The following is a 25,619-nucleotide window of genomic DNA, read 5'->3' as shown; positions in this document are numbered from 1 at the left end:
TTCATCCACAGCTTTAAGGACTTTAGTCTTGTCGAGAACACAACGAGGAGCTGTACTGATGTCTGATAATAACGAAGAAACCATGTTCCAGTTACTCCATTCTCTCATGGGCAAAACCCCGGATCATTCGCTAACCGACCTTCTGGAATCAGCTCATAAAGGTTTTACCCACGGCGCCAATGATTTTGTCGAACAGGCTGCAGCCAACATGCAACCGGTGGAGATTAAAAATAATTTACGCAGTTATCCGCTGGCACAAATTCTGGTCAGTATTGTGAAATACAATGAGTTAAATAAAGATACAGAGATTATCCGTGAAACCGTGCTGGCCACTCTGGAATGTCTTGAAAATAATATCCAGCCAACGACAGATGCTGCTCAGGCGGTGGAGACGACGTTACACTAATATTTAATCAGTTATTTAATCAGCGTTGGATGCCTGTTGAATCAGGCGAATGGTGGTTTCAGTCAGTAAACTGGTAGAACGCCAGAAGTCACTTTTTGCTTCCGGCGATTCAGGCTCACTTTTACTGAGCATCACAAGACTGCTCTGGAGATCGACAGGGCACACTGACTGGCGATCCGGCGCAGTTACTTCAGGATAGTTTTCCTGATAAAACCGCAGCCAATCAAAACACAATCCCGGATCAGCCTTACCACGAAAGCCAGCAATGTGTTCATGCCCTACCACACGTTCTGGGTTCGCAAGATTGGGGTAGTGTTTTTTCAGTTGCGACATTACCTGCTTTAGAGCACCGTACTGAGCTTCGGTATATGAAAATACATTGCCATTGTAGTTCACCAACTCAATACCAATTGAGCAGTCATTCAACCCCGTCATGCCGGCCCACTCACTGACCCCGGCATGCCATGCTCGCAACGCTCTGCCATCAAGGCAATCCACCAGCTCATAAATATCGCCAGTTATATCAATCACCAAATGGGAAGAAACTGACGACTCTGGGTTTGTGAAAAGCGCCAGCGTTTCCTCAAGGTTCACAGCCGTGTAGTGAAGCACCAGAAACTCCACGGGAATCTCCCAGTCATCTCGATTTTTCGTTTTCAGGCTGTTTACCGTTAAAGACATTACCGTCTCTCAGAAAAGGGTTTTGATTTATCATTGCCTGAATTAACCTCCTCTTCAAGACCCATTATTTTTTCGGAGTTATCAAGATGGCCAAAGGCCTGCAAAAACATCAGGCGCGCAAAGATGCCCTGAACCTTCTGGGCAAAGATCTGGCTCGCCGGGCAAAGTCCAAGTGCGAAACCTGTGAAGCTTCTGGCGTCTCACTGTCGATTTATGAAGTGGAGCCGGTTCCCAATGAGCCGGATTACGACCATTGTCTGATGATTTGCGAAACCTGCAAAGATCAGCTGGAAAATCCAAAACGTATTAATGTTCATCACTGGCGTTGTGCTGCAAAAGGTATCTGGAGTGAAGTACCAGCGGTTCAGGTGGTTTCTCTGAGGCAGTTGAGAAATTTATCCACAACTCAGGACTGGGCTGCGGATGCACTTGAGCACGCTTATCTTGATTCCGAGGTAGAAGCATGGGCTGATTCGATTTAAGAAGCTGTTCATGATCTTTTGCGAATAGCGAAAACGATGAGAAAGATTGTAAACAGCTTCTAAAAAGTACCAGCGAACTCTTCGCCTGCTTTTTCTATAAAAAGCTTCTCTCGCTTGCTCTTACGGGCGAATGAGCTTTATAGTTTTAGAATGATCAGATTATTTAGATACACATCGTGCATATTTCTTCTTCCGGGATTGCTTTGGGCTGATACGGAAGAGACTGCTCAGCCTGTAGCTGAAATGAACTTCATACAAATTATGATGCCTTTGCTCATGGTGATCGCCTTGATTTTCATGATTGCCTGGCTGGTCAAACGTTTTAACCCCAAACTGTCCACGATGGGCATGAGTAAAGAGATCGAAATTCTGTCCAGCACTCAATTATCCACACAATCAAAGCTGTCCCTCATCAGAGTTGGGGGAAAGGATTTACTGATCGGTATCACGCCTCAAAGTATTTCTCTATTAAAAGAATATGATGAGCCTGTGGTAAAAGAGCAACCAGAAAAAGAACAAGTAGCCCTGGCCGATCAGTTTCGCAGCCTGTTAAAGAAAAAGCCTGAGTGAAATAACGTAAATTAGCAGTTATTCATCAGGCCTCTGATAAAGACTTATACAACTAACACACAAGTTACTAACAAAAACTCCGCAAAGTTATCCACATAAAATTCTCATCTGTTCGCCATTTCTGATATCAGCACCACCATTTTTATTTCACTGATACAGATCTGCTGAAGGGACTCCCGACTCTCATCACTCAAAAAGTCTAGTTTGCTCATTTGCTCACTGCTGTCATGCCAGAGACCAGCTGCCATTTTCTCTGGGTAATGACTCTCCAGCTTTTCCTGCAGGCTGTTCCGCTTTTCCTGCAAGACAAGCAACATGCCAATTAAAACCGTAGGCGTATCTCCGGAAACTTGCTGACGTAGCCTTATGTAGGTGAAATAGAGCATGGCGATCCGCTCAGTGCTGTTTCTAAGACAGAGCAGACAAAGATAAGACTCATCTTCAATGGGCATTAATGGTGTGTCGTTGACGTCCATTCGCTGCTGATGGGCTTGTTCCATACTGACCTCCTCCATGAAGTTACTCATTTATCCAGAATAACGGAAATCTGTGAACTATTTCCACAGATTTCCTGATCAACCCATTGAATGAGCTGTGGATAAATCCCTTTACCCCCTACTAACACTACACAAAGAGAGTGCTGTTTGTTTTTTGATCAACATCATTTTCATTCACACTTCTTTCAAAATATTTGCAGGTGATTCACTGACAACACGACGAATGCCCAACCAACCCACACCGCCTAAAACTACACCGCCGAACAGTGGCAATGCCAGCCAGATGTACCACACCGGCTGCCAGGCTAACTCAAAGACCTTTGTGGTTAAGAAATAGGTAGCCAGTTCTGTACCCGTAGCCGCTAACAAACCGGCCAGAATACCAAATAGAATAAACTCACCCACCTGCATAAGCAGCAGCTGTCGTCTCGTTCCGCCCAGTGAACGGATCAGCGCACCTTCCCTGAGCCGCTCATCAATAGTGGACTCGATTACTGATACCATAACCAGCAGGCCAGCGATTAATAGCGCGGCCAGCATGGCTTCCACAGCAATCGTAGATTGCGCCAACATGACTTGAACCTGACGGATTACCGAATCCAAATCCAGTAACGTCATGGTTGGGAAACGGGTAATCAATTCGTTCAGTAATAGCTTATTATCGCTGCCCAGATAAAAGCTGTTAAGCCAGGTTGCCGGTAAATCCTCCAACACCGCTTTTGGGAAGATCATGTAAAAGTTTGGACGAAAGGATTCCCACTGAACCGTTCGGATACTGCTGACCGTTTCAGTAAATTCGGTGCCGGAGACAATAAACGTCAGTCGATCTCCCATTGTTATCCCCAGCCTCTGAGCCAGTTCGGATTCAATGGATAACCCATCATTACTGCCCGACTCCCACCATTGCCCAGCTTCCAGCTGATTTTTTTCGGGCAGATTTTCGGACCAGGTCAGATTCAGCTCACGATTCAAAGTGTGATCATCTTGCTCATCTTTTGAAACCGCTTCCCGCACCGGCAGATCATTCAACCGAATTAAACGACCACGAATGATTGGATACAACTGACTGGTATCCACCTGATGCTCAGCAAGAAACTCACCGTAAGCTTCGACTTCTGCTGGCTGGATATTCATAGCGAAGTAGTTTGGCGTATTTTCTGGTAAATCATTCTGCCAGCGATCCAGAAGGTCGGTGCGCAGAACCAGCACAATGGCCATGGCGATAAACGTCAGAGTAAACGCCAGTAACTGGGCAGATGTTTTGCCTTTGCCTTGAATGATCCGACTCACTGCCGGTCGCCAGAAAACCGGTATCCCGGCAGCACTGTGGCGATGACCAAAATAGCCAAGGGCAAATTGAATCCCCAGCGATATCAGCACTAAAACCACACCAGAAGTCACCGCAAGAATCAGTGCCATCATTAATCCGCCAGTGTGATACCAGAGCAGAAGAAATACCGCCAGAAGCGAACAGCCGTAAACCAACCATGAAGCTGCCGGAGCAGGCGACAGATCACGTCTTAATACCCGAAGCGGAGAAACCGCCTGAAGGCGGAGCAATGGCGCCAGACCAAAGCCTGCCAACGTGATAACGCCGGTGGCACCACCCACCACCATTGACATCCAACCGGCTTCGGGCAACCAGGCTGGCAGGATGCCTTTTAATAATTGCACCAACCCTTCCTGCAAGAGCCACCCTGAGAAAACACCAGGCAGAGCAACCAGCAATGCCACCAGTGCCAGTTCACCCACCAGCAAACGCAACACCTGTTGACGGCTGGCACCAAGACAACGCATGACGGCACAGCTATCAAAACGTCGCTCCGCAAATCGCTGGCTGGCCATGGCCACAGCAACACCTGCCAGCATCATGGCGGCAATGCTGGCAAGCCCAAGAAACTGTTTGAGCCGAACCACAGAATCCCGAAGATCACGGCGGCTGTCGTCCGCCATAATTAATCTCTCACTGTCGTCGAGCTTTGGTTCTGCCCAGGCTTTAAAACCCTCAAGCTGATCACGCTCACCGGCTAGCATTGCTTTCCAACTGACCCGGCTGCCCGGCTGGATAATCCCCGTGCTTTCAAGATCATTAAGATTGAACATTAACCGGGGCGAAAAGCTATAGAAATCGCCTCCACGATCGGTTTCAAGCGTGATTGCCCGGGTGATAGTAAGCCAGGTATTGCCCAGCATCACCTTGTCGCCTATATCCACACCCAGCAGTGGAAACAATCTTGGTTCCAACCATGCGGTGCCGGGCTGAGGAATGTCATCTACTCTTTGATCAGGTGAAAATGGTTGGTCTGCGGTTCGAATATGGCCACGCAGTGGATAATTATTTTCCACAGCCTTAGCGGAGATCATTTGCATCTCCTCCCCAGCCATCACCACTGACGGAAATTCCAACACTGTGGATAACTGCAAGCCCTGTTCTCGGGCCTCGGTTTGCAAGCTTTCCTGAACTGGTCTCGAGCTGCGGATAACCATATCCGCACCCATGACTTCAGCCACCTGTCGTCCAAGTGCCAGTTGCAGCCGATCGCTGAATAAAGCAATGGCGGTACTGACGGTGACCGCCATCAATAATGCCGCCACCAGCAACCACAATTCACCAGAACGCCAGTCTCTCAGTAAAAACCGCCAGGATAGTTTTGCCCAGGATAGCCTTGAAGTACACGACGGATTGTGGGTAACTGGCCTGGCAGAGTTATTCACAGCAGCGCCACTCATACCTGCGCCTCCAGTTTTCCACCATGAAGTTTCAACACCCGCTGGCAACGTCTGGCCAGATCCATATCGTGGGTCACCAGAATAATGGTGGTTCCACGCTCACGATTTACTTCAAACAGCAGCTCGATGATGCTTTCACCAGTGTGCTCATCAAGGTTGCCCGTGGGTTCATCGGCAAACAGTATTTCCGGCTCGCCGGCAAATGCCCGGGCAATAGCAACCCGCTGTTGTTCACCGCCAGATAATTGTTTTGGATAATGAGTAAGACGGTGCTCAAGACCCACCCGCACCAATAACGATTTGGCTCGTTCTTCCGGGTTATCCACACCAGCAAGCTCCAGGGGCAACATGACGTTTTCCAGAGCGGTCAAATTTGCCAGCAGCTGAAAGGATTGAAAGACAAATCCCGTATGTTCACCGCGTACCTTTGCCCGTGCATCTTCATCAAGCGCATCAATTCGCTTGCCGGCTAACGACACGGTGCCCGAACTGGGCAAATCCAAGCCGGCGAGAATGCCCAACAAGGTTGATTTACCAGAGCCTGACGTCCCGACGATAGCCACCGATTCGCCAGACTTGATCTCAAGGTCAAGTCCGGACAAGATGGTGAGCGAGTTATCCCGGGTCACGACCGTTTTTTCCAGACTGGACGCCGAAACCGCCATGACAATCCGATGGTCAGCCGTATTTTCGTTAATAGAGTTTGAAATGTTAGTTGAAATAGTATTCATGAATAAATCCCTGGTTCGAAGGGTGCTTGCCTTTACCCTGCTATCGTTATTTTCTTTGACTCTTTCAGCGGCGGAAAAAACACTGCTGGTGTATGGCGATAGTCTCAGTGCAGCTTATGGTCTTACGGATTTAAATCGTGGCTGGGTTCATCTGCTACAACAGAGAATTGACCAGCACCAATACCCCTGGAAAGTGCTCAACGTCAGCATCAGTGGTGAAACCACCTCTGGCGGCCTGAGTCGTTACCAAAAAACCCTTGAGCAAACCAAACCGGATTTGGTATTACTTGAGCTCGGTGCTAACGACGGCCTGCAGGGAAAGCCCCTGAAAACTCTGAAATCCAACCTTGAGCAGATGATCATCCTGACTCGTGAGTACAATGCTGACCTTATGCTATTTGAAATGATGATCCCACCCAACTACGGACCGGTGTATACACGACGTTTTACAGAAACTTTTCACGAGCTGGGTAAAAAATACGATGTGCCGGTGATTCCATTCTTTTTGAATGGCGTGGCAGGGGATGAACTATTAAATCAGCCGGATGGTATTCATCCGACAGAAGATGCTCAGCCTATTTTGCTGGAGAATGTATGGCAGACATTGGAGCATTCAGTACGACAGAAGACCAACTAACTTTAATTGAAAACCCCGTCATCTCCTCTCGGCGTTCTTCTCATTTGGACTAGACCGAATCTCTCTGTCTACAATTTCCATTAGATCGGAAATTTGGCTATTTTCCGCAGCCATCATTGGTGGGTGATTGAGCTGTGGAACTGTCGAGCTTGGGTCTGGAGATATGTAACATGGATGAACGGAATAAACAGGCCGACATTCGTACATACTCAGCCCCTGAGTTCCATTGTCAGTGGACAGGATCGAGCGGTCCACTGTACAAAAACCCACCAGAGCACTGGTTACACAATAACCAAGAAATTGACCGTCACTCTGTTTTTCATAACGTGTAAGATCAATCGTTGGACTAATAGCGTTAGCCTGCTCATACGCCATTCCAATTGGCGCGGAGTTGAACACACAATACAGATTATCGATTTGATAAATGTCCACAACATACCCTTAGAGGCAAATTAAAACAGCTATATACCCATCGTTTTTCAAGTTGCTACTTTGTTGACCGCGCACGCGCAGCAACTTGAAATCCTTTGGATATAGTGGACAACATGACCAATCATTTAGTTCAATATACGAACATTACTCAACTCACAATGGCACCACTTGCTGACGAATCCCTCCATTAGCAGCCAGCTCAAGAAAAGCATCTCCCAAGTGTTGGCTTTCCTTAACAACCTTCGCCCAATACTTCACCCGATCCTCATAAGACAAGTTGGCAAAATCGTTACGGTCTGGAATTTTTCCATAGGGAAGGCTGTCTACAAACGACTGGGAAGGGGACACCAAAACGATATTATCTGTATTTTTAGCGGAAGGCTTGCGATGTTTTAGTGCCTTATCAAACCAGCCAGGAATCATTCGGGAATAGAAGTGAGGATACAGAACCACCCCTTCTCCGTGATTAAATGGCATATCGAAGTGGTAATCGGTAATCCCACCGTCACGGTACATGCCAGGGGGGGCGCCACTGATATTACGAATCCCCTGCATCACCGCAGGAATAGAACCGGATGCCATGATGGCATCCACAATATTCTCTTTCGTGAAAACCACCGGCTCAGTAAGCATATCGTCCGGATTGAAAAAAGCCGGTTTATCTTCATTTTGATAGGCTGGGTGATGAAAAAGGGTGCGTGTAAAAAAAGAAGACAGTGTTTTTCTACTGATCAAGTTACCAGTAGCAGCCAGCGCCAGACCAGCCATTTGAACAGGCTGAATTTCTGATGCGGTGAGGCCATGGCACCTGTCTGCAATCAAGTTAAAACGCATGACGGGATTATTCAGAATCTGATCCACACTCTCCGGAGTTACCATTGTCTCCACTAACTCACGGGCTTTTGTGCTGATTTCTTCTGGTGTTGGTTTGTCAGAATAATTGGTATAGAGATACCCTTTTTCAAATCGTTCATGCGCCGCCAGTGGATCATTTTGTGCGTAACAGCTGAAGCGCCAACTGCCGGCTGAGGTGCCAAGTAGATCAAGAGGTGTTTTACGATCCCGAAAGTATTCGCCAAGCAGAGCTTTATCCAGGCCACTCAGTACAAACCATTTTGGCCCACCGGAGGCGCCCACCATCACTTTGATGCTTTCTTGTGGTAAACCTTCAGACCGGATCTGCTCCAGAGCCTTTGCTCCCGCCTGAATATCCAGAAGCTTTTCCATCAGCACTGCCTTTTATTATATTAAAAACCTGTACATTCTATTTGGAGAGAACTCGACAAAGCTAGCCCATCACACATGCAAACGACTTATTTTAAATATTTGTATGCGTCTGCAATATCCATGAACTTTTTCGGCACTTGAATACTCAATCGAAGACTACTAAAAATTATATTAGGCAGCTCTGAAATGAACCCACCAGATAGAACATCATCTCCTTGCCAGCAAAATACCGCCCTAAGCACTGATGATAAGAAAAACGTAAATATACGAATAGGCTCTTACTTTAATAAAGCAGTTGTCAGTTATGGCTCTAACGGTACGATACAATACAACTTAGATCGGGTGAAAAGCCCATCTCAAAATACTTTGATTCGATAGATGATGTGAAAAAATGGGCCATTCGTGGTTTTGCATTCTCCAGTTGCGAAGCTGTTGTCTGTGCTGGTAATTGCGGTAAAAAGTACGCTCTGCTTAGCAAGGGAACACTCCGCAACATTCGCGATATTGTTAAAAAACACGATTCATTGCACCCTGAATGTGATCGCAAACAACTTAAGGATGCAGCGAAGAAAGAATATCCCGCCCCAACCTTCTCCGAAGTAGATTATGCGTTAACTTTCAACAATCAGGGGCTATCACTAGCATTCAGACCTTGGTTCAAGTGATTGAAGACTGATAAATACTCTCAATTACCCCATTCAGCTTGGCGTTAAAATCATCATCGCTCATCTGGGCACTCAAACCATCCGTCAAGGCTCTGGAAAAACTGGCAATCACACCATGATTGGCAGCCAGCTTCACATTAGCATCTTCCAGACTGTAACCACCGGAGAGTGCGACCACTTTCAGAACTCTTGGATGATCAACCAGTGACTTATAGAAATCTTCTTCATTAGGCAGTGACACCTTCAACATGACTTGCTGCGTATCAGATAAAGCATCCAGCTGCTTTGTGATTTCCGTTTTCAGAATGGCTTCTGAATCCGATTTATCCGAGCTGTGGATATCAATCTCCGGCTCAATAATCGGCATCAACCCTTTTGCCAGAATCTGTTTGCCCACTTCAAACTGCTGTTGCACTACTTCAGCAATGCCTGCGGCATCTGCCTGTTTAATAAGCGAGCGCATTTTGGTGCCAAACACATTCTGGCTATTGGCTTTATCCAGAAGTGCATCCAGTTCAGGCATGGGCTTCATCAACTGTACGCCGCCTTTGTCGGCATCCAGCCCTTTATCCACCTTTAGGAACGGCACAACCTGCTTTTTCTCCCAAAGGTATTTAGCCGTAGGCATGCCTTCTATATCTCGATCCAGCGTATTCTCAAAAAGAATGGAACCCAATATACGATGGCTGTCGAACACGGCACTAGTGATAATGCGAGTGCGCATCTCGTGCACCTTGGCAAACATTTCCTCATCACCACTGTACTGATCCGGTGAGATGCCATAACTCTCTAAAGCCTTCGGTGTACTGCCGCCACTTTGATCCAGCGCAGCGATAAAACCATTACCGATTTTAACCCGTTCCAGCATGTCTGCTTGAGCTTGTGATGACATTGAAGAGCACCCCTGCAAGTGAGATTCACTGGGGTAAAAGATAAACCATAGAACCGGATCTCGCCTGTGAATCACACAAGCGAGATACAAAATTACCAGAAAATTTTGGGGGGTAGTTATTTGATGAAGTGCTTTCTATAGAATTGAAGTTCTTCTATTGACTCACGGATATCTTCAAGGGCCAGGTGCGTGCCCTTTTTGGTGAACTTGTCGAGCAGCTCCGGATTCCAACGTCTGGCTAACTCTTTCAGAGTGCTCACATCAATATTTCGGTAGTGAAAGTAATTGTGCAAATCGGGCATGTAGCGATTTAGGAAACGACGATCCTGACCAATAGAGTTACCGCACATTGGCGAAACACCCTGATCCACATGACGACGAACAAAGTCCAAAGTCCGCTGTTCCGCTTTATTTTCACTGATAGAACTCTGTCTCACCCGCTCTGTCAGACCAGTAGCAGCGTGGGTTTGAATGCACCATTCATTCATGGTTTCCAGAATGGCATCGCTGCGGTGGATTGCCATCACCGGGCCTTCTTCCAGCACATTCAGCTGCCCATCAGTGACAATGGTCGCAATCTCAATGATTCGATCGTTCTGTGGATCCAGACCGGTCATTTCCAAATCGATCCATATTAGATTGTCTGCTTTAGCCATTAAACACCCGGAGATTTGTGAGCAGAGAGAGAATGAACTGACATAATAAGTGTACTTCATTCATAATTGCAGCGAATTCAACACAATACAACTTTATGAACCCATATATCAAAGCCCTCCAAACACCATGAGTAAGCGCAAACTAACGCGCAGACAGAGTTGGCGCATCGAAAAAATCCAGGAAGAGCGTAAAGCCCGGGCTCAGAAACGGGAGGCTCAAATCACCCAGGAGCTCCGTGATGATGCTCTGGGGCCGGAACAACCGGGCCTGATCATTGCTCACTATGGCGCCCAACTGGATATCGAACCCATCGGCAAACCCGGGGAAACCTACCGTTGTCACCTGCGGGCAAACCTGCCTCAGCTGGTGACTGGCGACCGGATCGTCTGGCGACCCTCTCTGAAAGACGATATCGGCGTGGTCGTTGCCCTGGAAGATCGGGACAGTCTGCTTTCCAGGCCAGATATGCACGGCCAGCTGAAACCCGTTGCCGCCAATATTGATTACATCGTAGTGGTGATTGCACCAGTACCTACGCCATACCCAAACCTGATCGACCGCTATCTGGTGGCAGCCGAAACGGTGGGTATTGAGCCTGTTATCCTGTTGAACAAAACGGACCTGCTGGAAAATCCGGCAGACAAACAAGCCCTCGATGAGATGCTCGCCAGTTACGAGCGCATTGGTTATCGGGTGTTAAAGGCATCAACCCTCTCGGAAGATGGACTGGCGGCAATCAAAGATCTGTTGAACGAACACATCAGTGTGTTTGTTGGCCAAAGCGGTGTGGGTAAATCATCACTGGTGAATACCCTTCTTCCCGGTGTGGATATCAAAGTAGGTGCACTCTCAGAAGCCACTGGCAAAGGCACCCACACCACCACTGCAGCCAAACTATTCCATTTCCCGGCTGGCGGCATGCTGATCGATTCTCCGGGCATTCGTGAGTTTGGCCTCTGGCACATGGAACCGGAAGAGGTGCTTGATGGTTTCCGGGAGTTCCGTCCGTTTATTGGTTATTGCAAATTCCGTGACTGTAATCATGAAAAAGAGCCCGGCTGTGCGCTCCAAAAGGCGCTGTTAGATGGTGATATCTCGGAAGAGCGAATGAACAGTTATCGAAGCATTCTTGTCTCTCTGGAAAAAGCGTAATAAAAGCTCGAGCATGCACCGTGGTTGCCTATACTGCGGTCATGTTTTCTATCCCGATCTGACAATGACCCAGTATCAAACCACCGACCATCATCCAAGACTGGGTATTGAAGTACACTCAGGGCTGGATCTGAAATCCCTGACGTCTCATCAACAATCCCATCTGAAAAATACCCTTTGGCAACATGGTGTAGCGGTTTGCCGGAATCAGCACTTTACCGCAGAAGAGCTTGAGCAGTTTGCCGCAGATACCTTCGGACCACTGATGTTTGGCGGCAGTCGTGACAAAAACGCAGAGCTCCCCAGTGAGCTGATCAGCCGTCATGTTGCTATTCTGGGCAACCCTTCTGGTCCTATTGAAAAACCACCCGAGTCTGTTGCCTGCCAGTGGCATCACGACAAAGATGCCCTACCTTTATTTAACCGAACTTTGATCCGGTTCATTTCCTTCAGTAGCTTCTGAGACACCTTCATTCTTCGAGACAAATCACGCAACACCTGACGCTCAGCCCAACGGCTTAATTTGGATAGCGCTCGGTGAATCGCTCGATCGGCTTTCTTTGGAGCGTCTTTGAACAAGGCCATCAGTTCTTCAAGGTCACCACTGATATCCTGTTCAATGAGCATAGATATTCCACTTAGCTAAATAGCCATCGTCTTTTAATTTGCGATCCACTTCGTAGGTCTGACCATTGGCCAAAACGGTATCGCCACGCTTCAAACGGACAGCGCTATCAACCGACAGGACAGTAACTTCGCCCTGAATCGCTTCATGCTGACCAAGGGGCACCAGCTCTTTGGCGATAATGCCCTTGGTTTCCAGTGATGACTGATCGGAAAGCGTCAGCAATACCGACTGCCCAAAGGTTGAAAGAACGGTGTGATCCATCGTTTTTATCGCTTCATCCATTTAAGCAGTCTCCTTATGCTCAACTCATGGTGAGTTTAATCACAGCCCGCGGCCGCAGGTTAATCGGCAGCGGATTTGATTGAGTATGAATAATCACGCCCTTTTCAAAGTCCATCACCTTTTGCTTGGCATAACGAGGCAGGCCGATGGTGTTCACCGTTTCCACAAAGTCAGCCGGTGCAAACCAGGTCTTGAAGATATCTGCGCCTTGGGGGTAGAGATAGGCTTCATTGGCAGCGACAAAGTCATTGCCGCCGACAGAACCGCGATACTCTTCCCAATCAATATCTGCAAAGCGGAATCTACCCTTCGGATCGTTGCGGAGGGCTTCACCATCCTGCCAACGCTGATAGGCGTCTTTGACTGACTTGTGCCCAACCAAACCATCAAAGAAGTCCGCACCGCAGAAAGCGTGCAGACCGATATAAGGCAAAGCGCCCAACGCCTCATCAATCAGTCGGCGGGCTTTCACGCCCTGAGCTCGAACGTCCGTGGTCGTGCTACTGAATTTGAAGTCGTGGGATTGCTGAGTCACGCCAAACTCATCAAACAGGTTGTAAAGAACGGTGCTGCCATCACCATCCAGAATCTCACCTTTCAGGGCACCCATCCGCAGAAACTCCAGTGTGACTTCATGGTTGGCATTCATTTTCTGAAGCCTGCCATTAATCACAGCCTGAACACCCTGCAAAGCATCTTCACTGCCAAACTGCCGCACATTCTGAACTTCAGCGGCCAGTACTGTGCTGTCGTGGGGGATATGTGGGATAACGAAACTGCGCAGCTGACGTTTATCGCCAATGGCCTGAGTAGCAGGCGAACCACGTTCTGAGGAAGGCAACAGGCGGAGTTCACCGTTAATGCTTTCCACAACCGCTGTGGTGGTATTGATGCCACTCTCTTGAAAGAGTCCGAGTTGCCCAAGACGACCAGGCTTATACTGCATTTCATTAATAGCCGCAGTAAGGCTGGTCAGACTGAACACATCATCATTAAAAATATCCAGCATGTTATCGCTCCTTGATAACGGAATTTAGAAAGAAAGGGGGGTTATTCGCTGCGCAGGATGATATCCAGTGCTGCCAGTTGATTCACGGCAGCTGCCTTTTGTTCATCAGTGATACCGGCTGGCCATATCAGCAAACTGTCTACTACTTCTGCCAGTCTTGCGATGATCACACCGTCACCACCAGAAGCATCAGTGACCTTGCCAGCGTAAAGAACACCCAAAGCGTTTTGCGTGCCATCATCTGCACTTGGATCAAGGGGCTGGAATAATCCGGTCGCTGAGACCATGGCAATCACTGTGCCGGGCTTCATGGTCAGATTGGCTGCAAAAGCCACCTGCTCACGGCTGATGCTGTTGTTTCCTTCAGATACCAGGAATTCACCGGTGTAGACCGATTCCGTTTTCACACTCATGGTTAAAGTCCTTTTGGGGAGGGTTAAGGGCGGATTAAAAAGAGAGTTATGCTCGGTTGCGTCGGCTATAAATAGCCTGCGTGTCGATAGCGACAGAGGTTTGTTTCATGCCTTGCTGCTTGGGAGTCAAGGCTGTGTTGATGGGTTCGTCTTCGGCGGTGAGCAGTTCAAACAGAGCGTTTTGTACATCGACTATTAAACAGTCGTCTTTTATAAAATCCGCTGCTTTATCCGGGAATTGAGCTGTCTGGCAGAGGTTTTTAATCTGGTCATAGTTGGCCAGCCGAACCTTGACCTCATCTTCCTTAAATGACGCTTTAAGAAATGCAGCGGTTTTTTCCGGATAACCAGCCTGACTGCAAAGATCAGCAATAGCGACAGGATCAGCTTGAGATTGCGGCTCCACCGTCTGAACGTCAGCCTTCGGTGGGGTTGTTTGCTCTTTGGCTTGCTCGAAACATCCATAGCTTTCCGGTGCGTTATTAAACATGGAGAGATCAAATCGGGCAGCGGCTTTAATCGGTGTGTCTACGTGATCCACCAGACCTGCTGCCAATGCTTCAGTAGCGGTGTACCAGGTCTCGCTATCCATCAGGGCTTTTATTTCCTCGATGGTTTTCACGGTTCGGGCGGTGTAAGAGACCGCGATACTGTCCGCTATCTTATCCATTACATCGGCTGTTTTACGCATTGCGTCAGCATCACCCTGCGCCCAACCGTAAGGGTTATGAATCATAATCATGGCATTTTCTGCGATGGTGACCGTATCGCCCGCCATGGCAATCACGCTGGCAATGCTCGCCGCAAGCCCTTCAATACTGATATGAACATTGGCCTTATGCAGACGAAGAGCGTTGTATATAGCGATGCCTTCAAAGACCATTCCACCCCGGCAATTGATCCGGACATTAATATCGGTAGCGTCCATGTTTCGGATTTGATCCACCACACCCTGAGCAGAAACGCCGAACCAGTCATCGATGTCATCGTAGATAAACAGTTCAGGTGCTTTTCCCGCTTCGTTTTTGAAGGTAAACCACTGCCGGTTATGACTCATCATTGTCGTCCTTTTCTTTGAGATTAAGAGTTGGCTCTGTTTCCAGATCCCGGGCATCGCTGTCGTATTTCAGTTCAAGCTCATCGGAGCGACGGTTATCAGCGGAAATTTCTGCATCAATCTGTTCACTGTCATAGCCCTGTTCGCTGACCACTTCCGAACGTGACTTGAAGCCACTTCTGACGGCCATTTTCTGTGCCTGCATATCCTGAACCGGGTGCATATAAGGCCAACCATGGGCAATCCACTTCACCCGACGAAAGGCGCGCTGTTTGTTGGCGTAGTCAGGAATATTGATAGAGCCATTCAGCACCGCCATATCCAACCAGCGATTCCAGACCGGACGACAGAACTGAAAGATAATCTGGTTGTGTTGGATTTGCTGAATGCGCCGGCGGAACTCATTCAGGATTAATCGTAAGGCTCTGTCGCTGACGCCTGCCATATCGCCTGACAGCAATTCAAACGGGAGGCCGATTCCGGCAGCAATGGCCATCAACTGTTGTCGCATAAAGTTAGGGTAATCTGCTGCAGTGCCAGGTGGGTTGTTAAATTCCACTTCTTCTCCCGGTGCTAACTCCTGCATAGTTCCGGGCTCCATAGCCACCATTGGAATACCATTGTCGCCATACTCAAACGGTTTTCCGGTTAATGGATCAATGGGTTCCTGTTCTGGCGAAGGTTTCTTGATAAAGCCGGTGAACAGATTGGCTATTTCCTGTCGGAGCAAAGTCGCATCGTCAAACTTGTCCAGGTGATAGAGCCTGACCAATACCTGTGTCAGCAATGGCTGGCCCCGGAGTTGTCCCGGTCTTAATGCTTCAAAAATATGCAGGACGTTTTCCGCTTTCACCCTGACCAGCTTGGTGCTGTCAAAGGCAAACTCTGCCGGATGCTCACGGTGCATGTAATAGGCAACCCGTTTGCCCAGCTTATTGAACTCAATGCCTGCTTTTATTACATGACCATTGTCCAGCGTTTCGTTATAGCTGATGGGTACAAACTCGGATTCAACCACCTGAAGCTGTAAAGGAACCGATAAACCATCTTCTGGCCTTCGGGGGCGAAACCTGACAAAACATTCACCGCCTTCAAACATTGAACGGGTTATCAGGGATTGCTGACCGGTAAAACTGAGCAATCCGTCTGCATCAGATTCATCTGACCATTCGAGAAATAGCGACTGTAATTGTTCCCGTAGAGCATCATTATCCACAAGTGACTTCGGAGTTATGCCACGGCCAATGACATTGCTAACCAGCTTTTCCAATCCACTGCTTGCCCAGGGATCATTCCGGATCGCTGCTCTGGAGCGGTTGATCAGTTTACTCAGGTCAGCAGTCAGCGCCGTATTGGGCGACAAGGCCGGGGCGTACCAGCTTTTTGTTCTCCTGCCTGCCCCCGCAGCGGTGTAAGCAGCATTTTTAAAACGCCGGGCAATGTTGGCCAGAAAGCCCATTCTCAAACTCCCTTTGATGAATAGATGCCGTATTGCCTGGGTCGTTTCTGCTGCTTAACCAGTTCACGTTCAATGGCCTGAAGTCGTCTTTCCATTTCGCCAAAACTGCTGTATTCCACTTTGCGGCCTTCAAATTCGACGGTGCGAGTTTCACGCAGCAGCACCGCCCGTTTCAGAGCCTGGTATTCTTCATCCGTGATCATGGGGTTTATCTCTGGAGGTAGGCGCTTTTTGATGAACGTCGAACCGGACGACGGTTATTGTTTTTTTCTTCTTCCGCTTCAGGGTCCGGAAGGTTATCCGGTGCAGGCCTGGCCTTGGCCAGTAGCTCTAAATTTATGCCACGATGTTGTTGCAATATTCGGATGGCTGCCAGTGAATAGACCCGACAATCCAAAGCTTCGTTTCTACGGTTCTTGGCATCCCAAGTAAAGTAAGGGACACCGAGTCGGTATTTCTTCAACTTCTCTTCTGCTGTGGCTTGCTTGAAATAGTCTTCATCAAAACAGTCTTTGATTGGCCAATGACAGTAACCCTGACCCGGTTCCAGAATGCGGTAACGCTGATAAATCAGTTCTTTGGCGGTATCAGTGCCAACCAGCGTCAGGTAGATGCCTTTCTTATTTTTGGTTTTTGGAAAGGTAGCAATGGGCTTTCCAGCCTGTGATGAACCCTTAACAGGAATAGCCCAATCAGCACCTTGTTTACGACAGAAGGCATACACTTCATCGGTGTAGTGGCCACCAGAGTCAATACAGACCTGCGCCACATTCATTTTAGTGGCATCTTGCCGGGTATAGGTTCGGTGTAGCATATCCGCCAGAGCATCCCAAATACCTTGCCGGGATAAATCCCCATAGAGCCGGACATAATCAATCGACCAACTTTCTTCACCCGCACCCCAGCCAGTCACTTCAAATTCAAAGCGATCATCCTGTACATCACACCCAACGGTGATGATTTCTACCCACCAGGGAACCTCTGCCGGATAATGTTCTCTACGTTGGTAAAGCAAGGCATGTTCAACGGTTTCGCCTCTCTCCGTCCATGTTTCACCAAGCACCGTATTCGTCCAATCCTTGAACTGAATAGGATTACTCTTTGCCGCTAAAAAATCCTCAACAGCATTCTGCCAGCTGTACCAACCATTTGGGCTGTAGAGAGAACTCAAGTGAAAACCAGCGACTTTGCAGCTCTTTTCCTCTTCAGCTTGCCACTGACCATTACTGAGCAGTTTGGGTTTATCCTTTTCATAGTGTTTATGCTTACACTTAACGCACTCAAAGCGAGTCGTTGCCGGATCATTATTATCAAAGATGATCTGTGCCCAGACGATTGGTTGGTAGTGTCCGCAGCTATGACAGGGAACCAGATAGCGTCGTTTATCACTGTGCTCATAAGCCGCTTCGATTTTGCTGGTTTCAGCAATGTTCGGCGTGCTGACCATCAGGATTTTGCGGTTACGACTGAAAGTGGCTGTTCGCTTGATGGCCAGATTAATCGGACTGCCTTCACCGTCTACATCATCGTCGTAGGCATCTACTTCATCCATAAACAAGAATCGAGCAGGCATTGAGCGCAGACCTGAAGCTGAGTTGGCTCCGGTAAAAATCAGCACACCGTTGGGAAACTCTTTGGTCAGTAGAGTATTACCACTGTCCCGACTCCTGGGGTCTTTTACCTTCTCCCGCAAGTCTGGCATTTCATCAATCATCGGAGCGATACGCTGCTTCGAGGTTCGCTTAGCCATATCCAACGTTGGCAGCACATACATCATGGGACCAGGAGTGTGATCAATCACATAACCCAGCCAGTTATTGCCACACTCAGTACCGCCAACCTGAGCCCCTTTCATAAACACCACCTGCTCAACCGGTGATGAAGGCGACAGACAATCCATGATCTCTTTCAGGTAAGGCGTTCTGGACGTTCGCCAACGTCCAGCTTCTTTGGTTGCCTTTGCGGGAAGCATCCGTTTTTGATCTGCCCATTCGGAAACCGTCAGGCGAGTGTCCGGTTTCAAGCCAGCGAAAAAGCCTGAAAGATAAGGGTTTTTCATACACTTGTTTGTTTATCTTCGTGACAATCCTGGGTAACGACTACTCAATTTAAAGATTGTGTAAACGACAAAGGTTTTCTTTAGGCCTTGGTAACCGGGGAATAAACAAAGTTGGCACGCTATATGGTTAGTGTAAGGTGCAAGCCAAGCTCAGCATAAGTTCCAGGATGGAACCCCGGCCACGGATAGGCCACTGTCAGACAATAAAAACAACAAACTGACATTGCTGAGATTCAAGCCCCGTTGACCGGGGCTTTATTTTGTCTGTTGTTTGACCAGCGCATTGAGTATGGCCTCCAACTCTCCCTGCAGGTGGTCCGCTATCTTTTTCGGATCATCCTCTGCTGCCAGCACATCCGCCATCCGGTCAGGTATGGCCAGCAGTTCATCTCGAATTATTCGCCCTGCCTTAAACGCATCCTGTTTTACCTTGGCAGCATCCGTCAGTGTTCCGCTTTTTTCCTCATATTCCAGCTTGGCCATCTTTGCTTTGAAGGCTTCCCGCATAGTGCGGGCAGTGACAAAGTCAACGGCTCCTGGTTGCGTTGGAGCAAGGTCAGTGGATTGATCGGAACGAATAAGCGTCACTGGGTCAGCATTAGCTCTCATCGCCTGTTCAGCCTGTATCGAATTCACCTTGCCATTTTTTAATTTCACGATGCCCTTTTTGATCAGCTTGGTGACGTAGCCTCTGGTAAAGCCCTGCTGTCTGGCAAATTCGGCTTGAGAAATCAGCGCCATTGGAAGTCATACCTAGAGCCATCTCGTTCAATATGTACATTCGTCTTAATTTATCTCGACTTATCGTGGCCATCCCCTATAGAGCTACTGCAACAACAAAAAATGAATCAATAAAGGATGTACTAATGAATGAAATCGCCACGTTAAATGATGCAGTCCGACAATCACTGGTGAATCTGGAGGTGAAGAACAGTCTTGCCCTGATCCATTGTCGGTTTGAAATCATGATGACTGCCAACTTGCAGCACACCATTGAGAACAAAGTCGGTTTGCTGAAAGCCATTGCCGAATTTGACCACTTCAATGAGCACAATGATCCCTATGAGGAACATGATTGCTTTCGTTTTCAATTCGAAGATGAGTGGATCATTGCCAAGTTTGATTATTACGCCCCGGATATGGAACACGGCTCGGAAGATGTTTCGGATTTAAACAAAACCATTCGGGTACTGACCATTATGCTGGCCATTGATTATTAACAACGGAGAACAACAACCATGAATAATGAAGCCCAATTGATCACCCATTACTATTTCTGCACCGGTGTTATCGATCGATTAAGCACTCAAACCCGCACACCGGCTGAACTGTTTGGTGATGGTGAACTGGAACTGATTCAGAACCTCTGCCGTTACAGCCAGATCATCAGTGAGATCGAACACGCCAAGAATGAGGTGGAAGGTTTTCCCGGCGTTTTTGATTATGAGGTTTCTGAAATGCTGGCCGCTCAACTCTGGATCGAATTGTGCGAACAACACCCGGAATTTGAGCCTTGGGATTTTCCGGATGACAACCAGTTCCGCAAGCTGGTTGAGCGACTGATTGATGACTGGCTGCATCAGAGACTGCCAAGAGACCTGACGATTCAGCAATGGCTGAAAAAGCAGCAGTAATTCACTCGCCAGGGATGGCAAGAATGTATACCTGCCCAGTCAATTTATGAATCAGAATTTTCTCCATTTTATCAGCTACTTAATGCTGATTTGTATACCTGTGTATACCTCGTTTTCAGACCTGTCACTAACGAAATCCCGCGCCCGTTCGTACCCGCAAGAAGTTAAACATTGCAGGGACCCACGATCTTTTGAAGTTGACAGGATGAAGCCCATTACCTACTGCAATAATCATCGTGAAATCAACCTTATAGATGATGGATAAACCAGAATAAAGATTGAGATATACGGCAGTTCACCCATAGTTAAAGTGTACGTTTAATAAACAAAATAAAAGGAGAAACATCATGACAACGAATAAAACCACTGCGAAAACGACTGCCAAAAACAACGCAAAAGGAGATAAAGCCATGACGACTAAAAAAACGGAAAAGAAAGTTGAAAAGTCTAATTCTGAAAAGTTTTCTGAACTGGCAAATATCCGCGTACCTAAAGCCCTTCGGGTGATAAAGTCTATTTCATCACTGGCTAATGATGATCGTTATGACTATACCGATGAGCAATCAGACGCCATTCTCAACGCTTTGAAATCTGCTGTTGATGAAGTCACCCAATGCTTTGAAAACGGCGGTCAAAAGGATGAGGAGGTATTTCGCATTTAATCAACCATTCAATCCTTTATGAAGCAGGCGACGATGCCTGCTTTTTTTGAGCTTGATGATTATTCATGCACTATCGAATCATTACCAAACACCGGTAAATCGTCACCACACGATGTTTTCAATGTTGATCATGTTACCTATTGCGATTATCAAATGACCCGCCAAATCGACGTAGCACCGACCATTACGATGCCTCAATCATTGCCCACGTATTGAAATGAACAGGTCAACCGATCGAACGAATGCTTACTCAATATGGACTGGGCAGGCATGCCGACCCGCCCGGGTTTACGAGTCATGATCCATCGGTCGGACTTATTCATTGCATGGATCAAGGCAGGCGACGTGGTCACGGTATTCACTTTATAGCCTTGCTGCCTATATATTTCACAGATATAGCAGCGTAACTGAAACCCAATGCCCAAGCCCTGATAATCAGGCAATACCACAGTCCGATGAAGTCGCTTCAGCTTCTTATTGCTCGGATGAGGGAAGTGCAACACACTGCACCAACCCACGGGTTCACCATCAATCTCGGCAATGTATTTATGGGCAGAACGATTGTGGTCACTGCTCAGATAGTGAAACTGCCTAAATAATGCCCATTCGGATTGGTCGGCTTTTCTGACATTGATTTGGATGTCAGGTCGCCGAAGTGACCTCCGTTTGAAGGTGTGCTTATTGCAGTCATAAACCCAATCCGGTTGCAGCCAATCCACAATGTCGTAATGGCAGCTGACTGCGATGAACTGCTTATCTTCCTTGCGAATAAACTTCTGGATAGCCGCACTGCCGATCTTTGCCACCTTACGATCTACTACAGAAGTAAACTCGTCGTAGATCACTGGTTTGTCGGATTCCAGGATCAGCCTGGCTAACTCCGCTCGCATCTTCTGGCCATTGGAGAGTACTGCAAAAGGTTTTAACCAGTCAGGTGGTGAGGAAAATCCGACCTTGCTCAAGGATTCGGTAATCTGTTTTGCACTCAGGTCTTCACTGAAATCATCCACCACGGAATTATCGGACCATTGATAACCTGAGAACAGTTCAAAGTCTTTGAAGACTTCTCGGGCAATGGTCGTCTTTCCGGAACCACTGGCGCCAACAATCAGGCCGATGTTCCAGGGTTTGTCCTCAATGGGAATATCAACGTCGAATGACTTCTTAACCGACTGCATATCAATATCAAACATGCCTTTGACTTTTTCAGTGCGAAAGGAAGGTTTGATGGCAGATTCCACTACAAACTTTGAACTCGGCATTTCAGTCCCTTCTGTGTCAGCTCGTCGTAGATTTTCTGCTGATGGGCTTCGTTGTCACACTCCACCAGGATATTAAAGATTTCGGTGTATTCTTCACCATTGGGCTTCTGTTCTTGTTCAGGTGGAGGATCATCAAATAGGGTGACCATGAAATCATCCTTGAAACCGAGCAGGTTCAAATCAAAGTCTTCTGCCTGCAGGGCTTCTACCTCTCTGGATAGCACTTCCATATTCCAGCTTGAGTTAAGCGCTATTGAGTTATCCGCTATTACGTAAGCCTTTTTCTGCGCTTCAGAGAGTCCAGCAAGAACAATGCAGGGAACGGCTTTCAGATTCAGTTTCTTCGCTGCCATCAAACGACCATGACCAGCGATAATGCCGTTATCCTCATCAATCAGCACAGGATTGGTAAAGCCAAACTCTTTGATAGATGAGCAAATCTGAATAATCTGTTCTTCATCGTGAACCCGGGAATTGTTCACATAGGGGATCAGGTCAGAAACCTTCTTCTCCACCATCTTGTATTTTTTAGCTGCCATTCCTTAGCGCCTTATTTTGTCTGCTACTTTTTCAATGCCCCGGCTGGCAATGTAGCCACCGATACCAATCTGAACGATAGAGAACAGTTTCAGTTCAACCGCTTCCGATAAGTCCGGAGCCGACCAGCCTAACCACCGGGCAACGATCAACCCGGTAAAGACCAGCATCACAATAGGGCGCCAGTTACGCTGTAACCAACTTTCGCCTTTGGCTTCGGTATTGATGATCCCGGCACGTTGAGCCAATTCATCCAGTTCGCCATTCACTGCCAGTTCAACCAGCTGATTCTTGGCTTCTGCGGCTTTATCGGGATCAGGAATCACCCGTTCGATGATCTTGCCAACAATGGGAATGGCGGCTGCAAAGCTCATCGAATCGACTTCAACCAGTGTTCAACGACAAAGTTCGGGCAAGTTTTGTAGGGCGTGAAGAAGTAATGGCCAACAACTTGAGCTTCTGGATAGCGAAGCTCCAGAGATTCGATAAGCATTTCCAAAGCCAGCCATTGTGCAGAAGTGAAGTTGTCTTTCGGCTCGCCATTCTCAGCCATGCCACCAACCAGACAGATACCGATAGATTCATGGTTATGACCTCGAACATGAGCACCCTGAGCCTGAGCATCACGGCCTTGCTGAACAGAACCATCCCGTTCAATCACCCAGTGATAGCCAATATCCGACCAGCCATTGTCGTTCACATGCCAGCGTCGGATATCCTCTGTAGTGATATTCTGGTCAGCACGAGTGGCCGAACAGTGAATCACGATGTAATTGGTTTCAGTCCTTGAAGCCATAATGTCACTTTTTGATAGCTATTTTTTGAAAAAGAATGCTGCTAAACCAACCAGTGCAGAGATCGCCAACCAGCCAAACCGTTCGATACCAGCCAACAAAACACCTCGGGAGCTACCTTGCAGCTCAAGGGTTCTGATTCTGGATTCCATATCGCTGAGCTTCGCATCCAGCTGGTGCATATTGTCGTTCTGGTGGGAGATTCGCTCTTCAATTCTGGCGAGCTGGGATACTGCCTCGCTCAGTTTGTCCAGCTTCACATCAATGCGATCCAGACGGTCGGAGAGGTCAGTCATGGTGCGTCCTGCACGAGGAGAAAATTGAGGTAATAAAAAACCCCACGCCGCTTTTCTTCAAAAGAGAGGTGAGGTTTCATATCTTGGGAAACTATGCCTTATTCAGTAATCATTGGCAACCCGTTGGTTTTTCCCAATCCATAAGCACTAATCTTGAGCCATACAGCGCCTAAAATAATCCGGGTGCGATTTTTGAATAACCCCAATTACCTTTTGAAAAACCTGCTTTAGTGTTTGTTGCTCTCGGGATTTTACATCTGGACTGACCAAACGTGCATACTCCAAAACGGCCTGCCTTATTTCTATCTTTCTTCCATGCCACATAATAACGGGTACGCTTACTTCAAGCGTTTCTGGCATCTCAAGATCTGGCACCACCTGATTCATTTCAATATAAACCAGTTTGGGAAAATCCATCATGGTACAACTCTCCATTTATTTCATTTTTATATATATCTGAGCCACTTGATTCTAAATAGTTCAATTTTTCGTGTATTAGTTTCAGATTTAAGTATCTGATTTTAATATTCTCACCGACTCAGAAGCAGACAGCAGTGAAGTTCTATCAAGATTATGATCACAGAACTGCCAGTAATACTCATGCCAAGATAAAAAATCCCGCTTCCAATTCTGTCGATGAATTCGACATTTATTGATAACCAAACTCGTGGGATAGAGGTGCCTACCATTAGCGGCATAACTGCGATAATCCAATACCGTATAGGCAACAACATCCCTGATCCTTTGTTCTGTCGTCTCCCGATAATCCCGCCCACTCTTGGCCAGCCTCTCCGTAACATCCTGCTCCAGCCACTGAAAGAACCGCCCTTGTTCTGGAAGGAAATGCTCAGTCCTTGGCCCATAAGCCCATATAGCCCAAGAACGAAAAGGCTCCTCCAGCTTTTCCACTGCAGCAATAACCATTCCTGCTTCCACTGCATTACAAACCAGCTGGTTGTTATCCAGCTTGTTCGACTTACCACCAGATCGAAACGCCAATGGATTTACGTCGAAGCCCTTACTGGTCAAGTGAATAGCATACGCATCATGAATAGCCTGCCTTGCTGAATAGAATTTCATTGCGATTCTCCATATCGGGCAATGAGCACCGCATCAGCACGACCATTGTCTTTCTTTCGATGAACATCTGCATCCGGGTAGAGGTCTAATACTTTGCCTCTGGATGCATCCTTGTGAGCGCCTAAAAGACCCGCTGAGCGTTTCCAGCGTTGCGGGGTGACATAGGTCAGCGGAAAGCCCAATAAGCTGACTGCCGCTTCCACAGCGCCATATGAACGACCAAAGCTGAACATGCTGACCACTCCCTGTCCTGGTCTTGCTCCCACTCTTTCGAGATAGACCATCTCAATATCGTTTCGGGTATAGCCTCCAAAGATACTCATCAGTCCAAAGCCGTTTACTTTTCGCTTCTTCCCTTCCGGAGACGTTGGCATATCTTCGACTCTGATTATTTCCTTACTCTCACTGTCCAGTACCGCGATGCCTCCTGTCAGACCTGGATCTATTCCTATAATTATTTTCATTTTTCACTCCCTGAAATATTTCTCTTTCTCTTTTTGTTTCTCTTTTTTTATTTTTTCTCTTTTTTTTTCTCTTTCTCTTCCCCTCTGTTCTTTCTGCCATGCTCCCTTTCCCCCTCCCCCTCTTACTTTTTTCTCTCTATAGAGAGAGAAAAAAGGGGGGGTGTGGGTCAGCTAAAGGCATCAAACAGACGGAACCCTTGAAAATAGAGGGTTAGAGGGGATAG

The 25,619-nt window shown here is 47.5% G+C and carries 34 protein-coding genes; 11 read left to right on the top strand and 23 right to left on the bottom strand.

Annotation, left to right across the window (positions count from 1 at the left end; genetic code table 11):
- The first annotated feature begins 58 nt into the window (after positions 1-58).
- Entirely contained in the window at positions 59-406 is a 348-nt protein-coding gene (locus AKL11_RS05515) for a hypothetical protein (RefSeq protein WP_067515614.1), read from the top strand.
- A 15-nt stretch (positions 407-421) separates the two neighbouring features.
- On the opposite strand, the gene AKL11_RS05510 is transcribed toward AKL11_RS05515, so the two are convergent.
- A complete protein-coding gene (locus tag AKL11_RS05510) occupies positions 422-1,087 on the bottom strand; it encodes an N-acetylmuramoyl-L-alanine amidase (RefSeq protein ID WP_067515613.1) in 666 nt (221 codons plus the stop codon).
- Between the two features lie 86 nt (positions 1,088-1,173).
- Here AKL11_RS05510 and AKL11_RS05505 point away from each other — a divergent pair, with 86 nt between their 5' ends.
- Complete coding sequence (locus AKL11_RS05505) at positions 1,174-1,569, top strand: phnA protein (RefSeq protein ID WP_067515612.1); 396 nt, start codon at positions 1,174-1,176, stop codon at positions 1,567-1,569.
- A 243-nt stretch (positions 1,570-1,812) separates the two neighbouring features.
- Positions 1,813-2,139, top strand: a complete 327-nt coding sequence (gene fliO, locus AKL11_RS05500) for a flagellar biosynthetic protein FliO (RefSeq protein ID WP_157673430.1) — start codon at positions 1,813-1,815, stop codon at positions 2,137-2,139.
- A 104-nt stretch (positions 2,140-2,243) separates the two neighbouring features.
- Here the strand turns inward: fliO and AKL11_RS05495 are convergent, their stop codons facing one another.
- The 3 genes from AKL11_RS05495 to AKL11_RS05485 all read right to left on the bottom strand — a co-directional run bounded on the left by AKL11_RS05495 (position 2,244) and on the right by AKL11_RS05485 (position 6,031).
- Positions 2,244-2,639 (bottom strand): hypothetical protein, encoded by a 396-nt coding sequence (locus tag AKL11_RS05495; RefSeq protein ID WP_157673429.1) that lies wholly within the window; start codon positions 2,637-2,639, stop codon positions 2,244-2,246.
- A 171-nt stretch (positions 2,640-2,810) separates the two neighbouring features.
- Positions 2,811-5,366, bottom strand: a complete 2,556-nt coding sequence (locus tag AKL11_RS05490) for an ABC transporter permease (protein WP_095210205.1) — start codon at positions 5,364-5,366, stop codon at positions 2,811-2,813.
- Positions 5,363-6,031 (bottom strand): ABC transporter ATP-binding protein, encoded by a 669-nt coding sequence (locus AKL11_RS05485; RefSeq protein ID WP_067515976.1) that lies wholly within the window; start codon positions 6,029-6,031, stop codon positions 5,363-5,365. The genes AKL11_RS05490 and AKL11_RS05485 overlap by 4 nt, the downstream gene beginning before the upstream one ends.
- Before the next feature lie 64 nt (positions 6,032-6,095).
- On the opposite strand from AKL11_RS05485, the gene AKL11_RS05480 reads away from it, so the two are divergent.
- On the top strand, positions 6,096-6,734 hold the full coding sequence (locus AKL11_RS05480) for an arylesterase (RefSeq protein ID WP_067515977.1): 639 nt from the start codon (positions 6,096-6,098) through the stop codon (positions 6,732-6,734).
- Between the two features lie 585 nt (positions 6,735-7,319).
- Here AKL11_RS05480 and AKL11_RS05470 read toward each other — a convergent pair.
- On the bottom strand, positions 7,320-8,393 hold the full coding sequence (locus AKL11_RS05470; RefSeq protein WP_067515608.1) for a patatin-like phospholipase family protein: 1,074 nt from the start codon (positions 8,391-8,393) through the stop codon (positions 7,320-7,322).
- Between the two features lie 383 nt (positions 8,394-8,776).
- Between AKL11_RS05470 and AKL11_RS05465 the strand changes: the two genes are divergently transcribed.
- Positions 8,777-9,058, top strand: a complete 282-nt coding sequence (locus AKL11_RS05465; protein WP_067515607.1) for a hypothetical protein — start codon at positions 8,777-8,779, stop codon at positions 9,056-9,058.
- Here AKL11_RS05465 and AKL11_RS05460 read toward each other — a convergent pair.
- Positions 9,051-9,950, bottom strand: a complete 900-nt coding sequence (locus AKL11_RS05460; RefSeq protein WP_067515606.1) for a fructose bisphosphate aldolase — start codon at positions 9,948-9,950, stop codon at positions 9,051-9,053. The two genes, AKL11_RS05465 and AKL11_RS05460, sit on opposite strands and share 8 nt — an antisense overlap.
- A 116-nt stretch (positions 9,951-10,066) precedes the next feature.
- Complete coding sequence (gene orn / locus AKL11_RS05455; protein WP_067515605.1) at positions 10,067-10,606, bottom strand: oligoribonuclease; 540 nt, start codon at positions 10,604-10,606, stop codon at positions 10,067-10,069.
- A gap of 127 nt (positions 10,607-10,733) precedes the next feature.
- On the opposite strand from orn, the gene rsgA reads away from it, so the two are divergent.
- Positions 10,734-11,759, top strand: coding sequence for a small ribosomal subunit biogenesis GTPase RsgA (gene rsgA / locus AKL11_RS05450; protein WP_067515604.1), 1,026 nt, complete (start codon positions 10,734-10,736; stop codon positions 11,757-11,759).
- A 64-nt stretch (positions 11,760-11,823) separates the two neighbouring features.
- Complete coding sequence (locus AKL11_RS05445) at positions 11,824-12,222, top strand: TauD/TfdA dioxygenase family protein (RefSeq protein ID WP_157673428.1); 399 nt, start codon at positions 11,824-11,826, stop codon at positions 12,220-12,222.
- A gap of 153 nt (positions 12,223-12,375) precedes the next feature.
- Here the strand turns inward: AKL11_RS05445 and AKL11_RS05440 are convergent, their stop codons facing one another.
- From AKL11_RS05440 to AKL11_RS05405, 8 genes are all read right to left on the bottom strand, one after another.
- A complete protein-coding gene (locus tag AKL11_RS05440; protein WP_067515602.1) occupies positions 12,376-12,669 on the bottom strand; it encodes a head-tail joining protein in 294 nt (97 codons plus the stop codon).
- Positions 12,670-12,688: 19 nt separating this feature from the next.
- Positions 12,689-13,678, bottom strand: coding sequence for a major capsid protein (locus AKL11_RS05435; RefSeq protein WP_067515601.1), 990 nt, complete (start codon positions 13,676-13,678; stop codon positions 12,689-12,691).
- A gap of 41 nt (positions 13,679-13,719) precedes the next feature.
- Entirely contained in the window at positions 13,720-14,091 is a 372-nt protein-coding gene (locus AKL11_RS05430; RefSeq protein WP_067515600.1) for a head decoration protein, read from the bottom strand.
- 46 nt (positions 14,092-14,137) lie between these two features.
- Positions 14,138-15,151 (bottom strand): head maturation protease, ClpP-related, encoded by a 1,014-nt coding sequence (locus tag AKL11_RS05425; RefSeq protein WP_157673427.1) that lies wholly within the window; start codon positions 15,149-15,151, stop codon positions 14,138-14,140.
- A complete protein-coding gene (locus AKL11_RS05420; protein ID WP_067515598.1) occupies positions 15,138-16,607 on the bottom strand; it encodes a phage portal protein in 1,470 nt (489 codons plus the stop codon). The genes AKL11_RS05425 and AKL11_RS05420 overlap by 14 nt, the downstream gene beginning before the upstream one ends.
- A gap of 2 nt (positions 16,608-16,609) precedes the next feature.
- Positions 16,610-16,810 (bottom strand): phage head-tail joining protein, encoded by a 201-nt coding sequence (locus AKL11_RS05415; protein ID WP_067515597.1) that lies wholly within the window; start codon positions 16,808-16,810, stop codon positions 16,610-16,612.
- A gap of 5 nt (positions 16,811-16,815) precedes the next feature.
- The gene (locus AKL11_RS05410; RefSeq protein ID WP_067515596.1) at positions 16,816-18,666 is read right to left on the bottom strand and encodes a phage terminase large subunit family protein; all 1,851 of its coding nucleotides are present in this window, start codon (positions 18,664-18,666) and stop codon (positions 16,816-16,818) included.
- A gap of 255 nt (positions 18,667-18,921) precedes the next feature.
- The gene (locus AKL11_RS05405) at positions 18,922-19,407 is read right to left on the bottom strand and encodes a hypothetical protein (protein WP_067515595.1); all 486 of its coding nucleotides are present in this window, start codon (positions 19,405-19,407) and stop codon (positions 18,922-18,924) included.
- 125 nt (positions 19,408-19,532) lie between these two features.
- On the opposite strand from AKL11_RS05405, the gene AKL11_RS05400 reads away from it, so the two are divergent.
- The 4 genes from AKL11_RS05400 (at position 19,533) to AKL11_RS25030 (ending at position 21,178) form a co-directional block, all read left to right on the top strand.
- Positions 19,533-19,886: a DUF3768 domain-containing protein gene (locus AKL11_RS05400; protein ID WP_067515594.1), complete on the top strand. Its 354-nt coding sequence runs from the start codon at positions 19,533-19,535 to the stop codon at positions 19,884-19,886.
- Positions 19,887-19,904: 18 nt separating this feature from the next.
- Complete coding sequence (locus tag AKL11_RS05395; RefSeq protein ID WP_067515593.1) at positions 19,905-20,300, top strand: hypothetical protein; 396 nt, start codon at positions 19,905-19,907, stop codon at positions 20,298-20,300.
- Between the two features lie 347 nt (positions 20,301-20,647).
- Positions 20,648-20,962, top strand: coding sequence for a hypothetical protein (locus AKL11_RS05390; protein WP_216636449.1), 315 nt, complete (start codon positions 20,648-20,650; stop codon positions 20,960-20,962).
- A 33-nt stretch (positions 20,963-20,995) separates the two neighbouring features.
- Positions 20,996-21,178 (top strand): hypothetical protein, encoded by a 183-nt coding sequence (locus AKL11_RS25030; protein ID WP_157673426.1) that lies wholly within the window; start codon positions 20,996-20,998, stop codon positions 21,176-21,178.
- On the opposite strand, the gene AKL11_RS05385 is transcribed toward AKL11_RS25030, so the two are convergent.
- From AKL11_RS05385 to AKL11_RS05350, 8 genes are all read right to left on the bottom strand, one after another.
- Complete coding sequence (locus AKL11_RS05385) at positions 21,157-22,224, bottom strand: GNAT family N-acetyltransferase (protein WP_067515592.1); 1,068 nt, start codon at positions 22,222-22,224, stop codon at positions 21,157-21,159. The genes AKL11_RS25030 and AKL11_RS05385 overlap by 22 nt on opposite strands.
- Positions 22,203-22,763: a ParB/Srx family N-terminal domain-containing protein gene (locus tag AKL11_RS05380; RefSeq protein ID WP_067515591.1), complete on the bottom strand. Its 561-nt coding sequence runs from the start codon at positions 22,761-22,763 to the stop codon at positions 22,203-22,205. Before AKL11_RS05380 ends, AKL11_RS05385 begins: the two co-directional genes overlap by 22 nt.
- A gap of 3 nt (positions 22,764-22,766) precedes the next feature.
- Entirely contained in the window at positions 22,767-23,135 is a 369-nt protein-coding gene (locus AKL11_RS05375) for a 3TM-type holin (protein ID WP_067515590.1), read from the bottom strand.
- Positions 23,132-23,557, bottom strand: coding sequence for an N-acetylmuramoyl-L-alanine amidase (locus tag AKL11_RS05370; RefSeq protein WP_067515589.1), 426 nt, complete (start codon positions 23,555-23,557; stop codon positions 23,132-23,134). The genes AKL11_RS05375 and AKL11_RS05370 overlap by 4 nt, the downstream gene beginning before the upstream one ends.
- An 18-nt stretch (positions 23,558-23,575) precedes the next feature.
- Positions 23,576-23,851 (bottom strand): hypothetical protein, encoded by a 276-nt coding sequence (locus tag AKL11_RS05365; protein WP_067515588.1) that lies wholly within the window; start codon positions 23,849-23,851, stop codon positions 23,576-23,578.
- A 147-nt stretch (positions 23,852-23,998) separates the two neighbouring features.
- Positions 23,999-24,271 carry a hypothetical protein gene (locus AKL11_RS05360; protein WP_067515587.1) on the bottom strand — a complete coding sequence of 91 codons (273 nt, stop codon included), beginning with the start codon at positions 24,269-24,271 and terminating at the stop codon, positions 23,999-24,001.
- Positions 24,272-24,358: 87 nt separating this feature from the next.
- Complete coding sequence (locus AKL11_RS05355; RefSeq protein ID WP_067515586.1) at positions 24,359-24,931, bottom strand: bacteriophage antitermination protein Q; 573 nt, start codon at positions 24,929-24,931, stop codon at positions 24,359-24,361.
- Positions 24,928-25,395 carry a RuvC family protein gene (locus AKL11_RS05350; RefSeq protein ID WP_067515585.1) on the bottom strand — a complete coding sequence of 156 codons (468 nt, stop codon included), beginning with the start codon at positions 25,393-25,395 and terminating at the stop codon, positions 24,928-24,930. The genes AKL11_RS05355 and AKL11_RS05350 overlap by 4 nt, the downstream gene beginning before the upstream one ends.
- Between the last annotated feature and the right edge of the window lie 224 nt (positions 25,396-25,619).

The sequence above is a fragment of the Endozoicomonas ascidiicola genome, from assembly GCF_001646945.1.
GTDB classification, from domain to species: Bacteria; Pseudomonadota; Gammaproteobacteria; order Pseudomonadales; family Endozoicomonadaceae; genus Endozoicomonas; species Endozoicomonas ascidiicola.
Note: the sequence above shows the minus strand (reverse complement) of the source record. Positions and strands in the feature narration are given on the sequence as shown.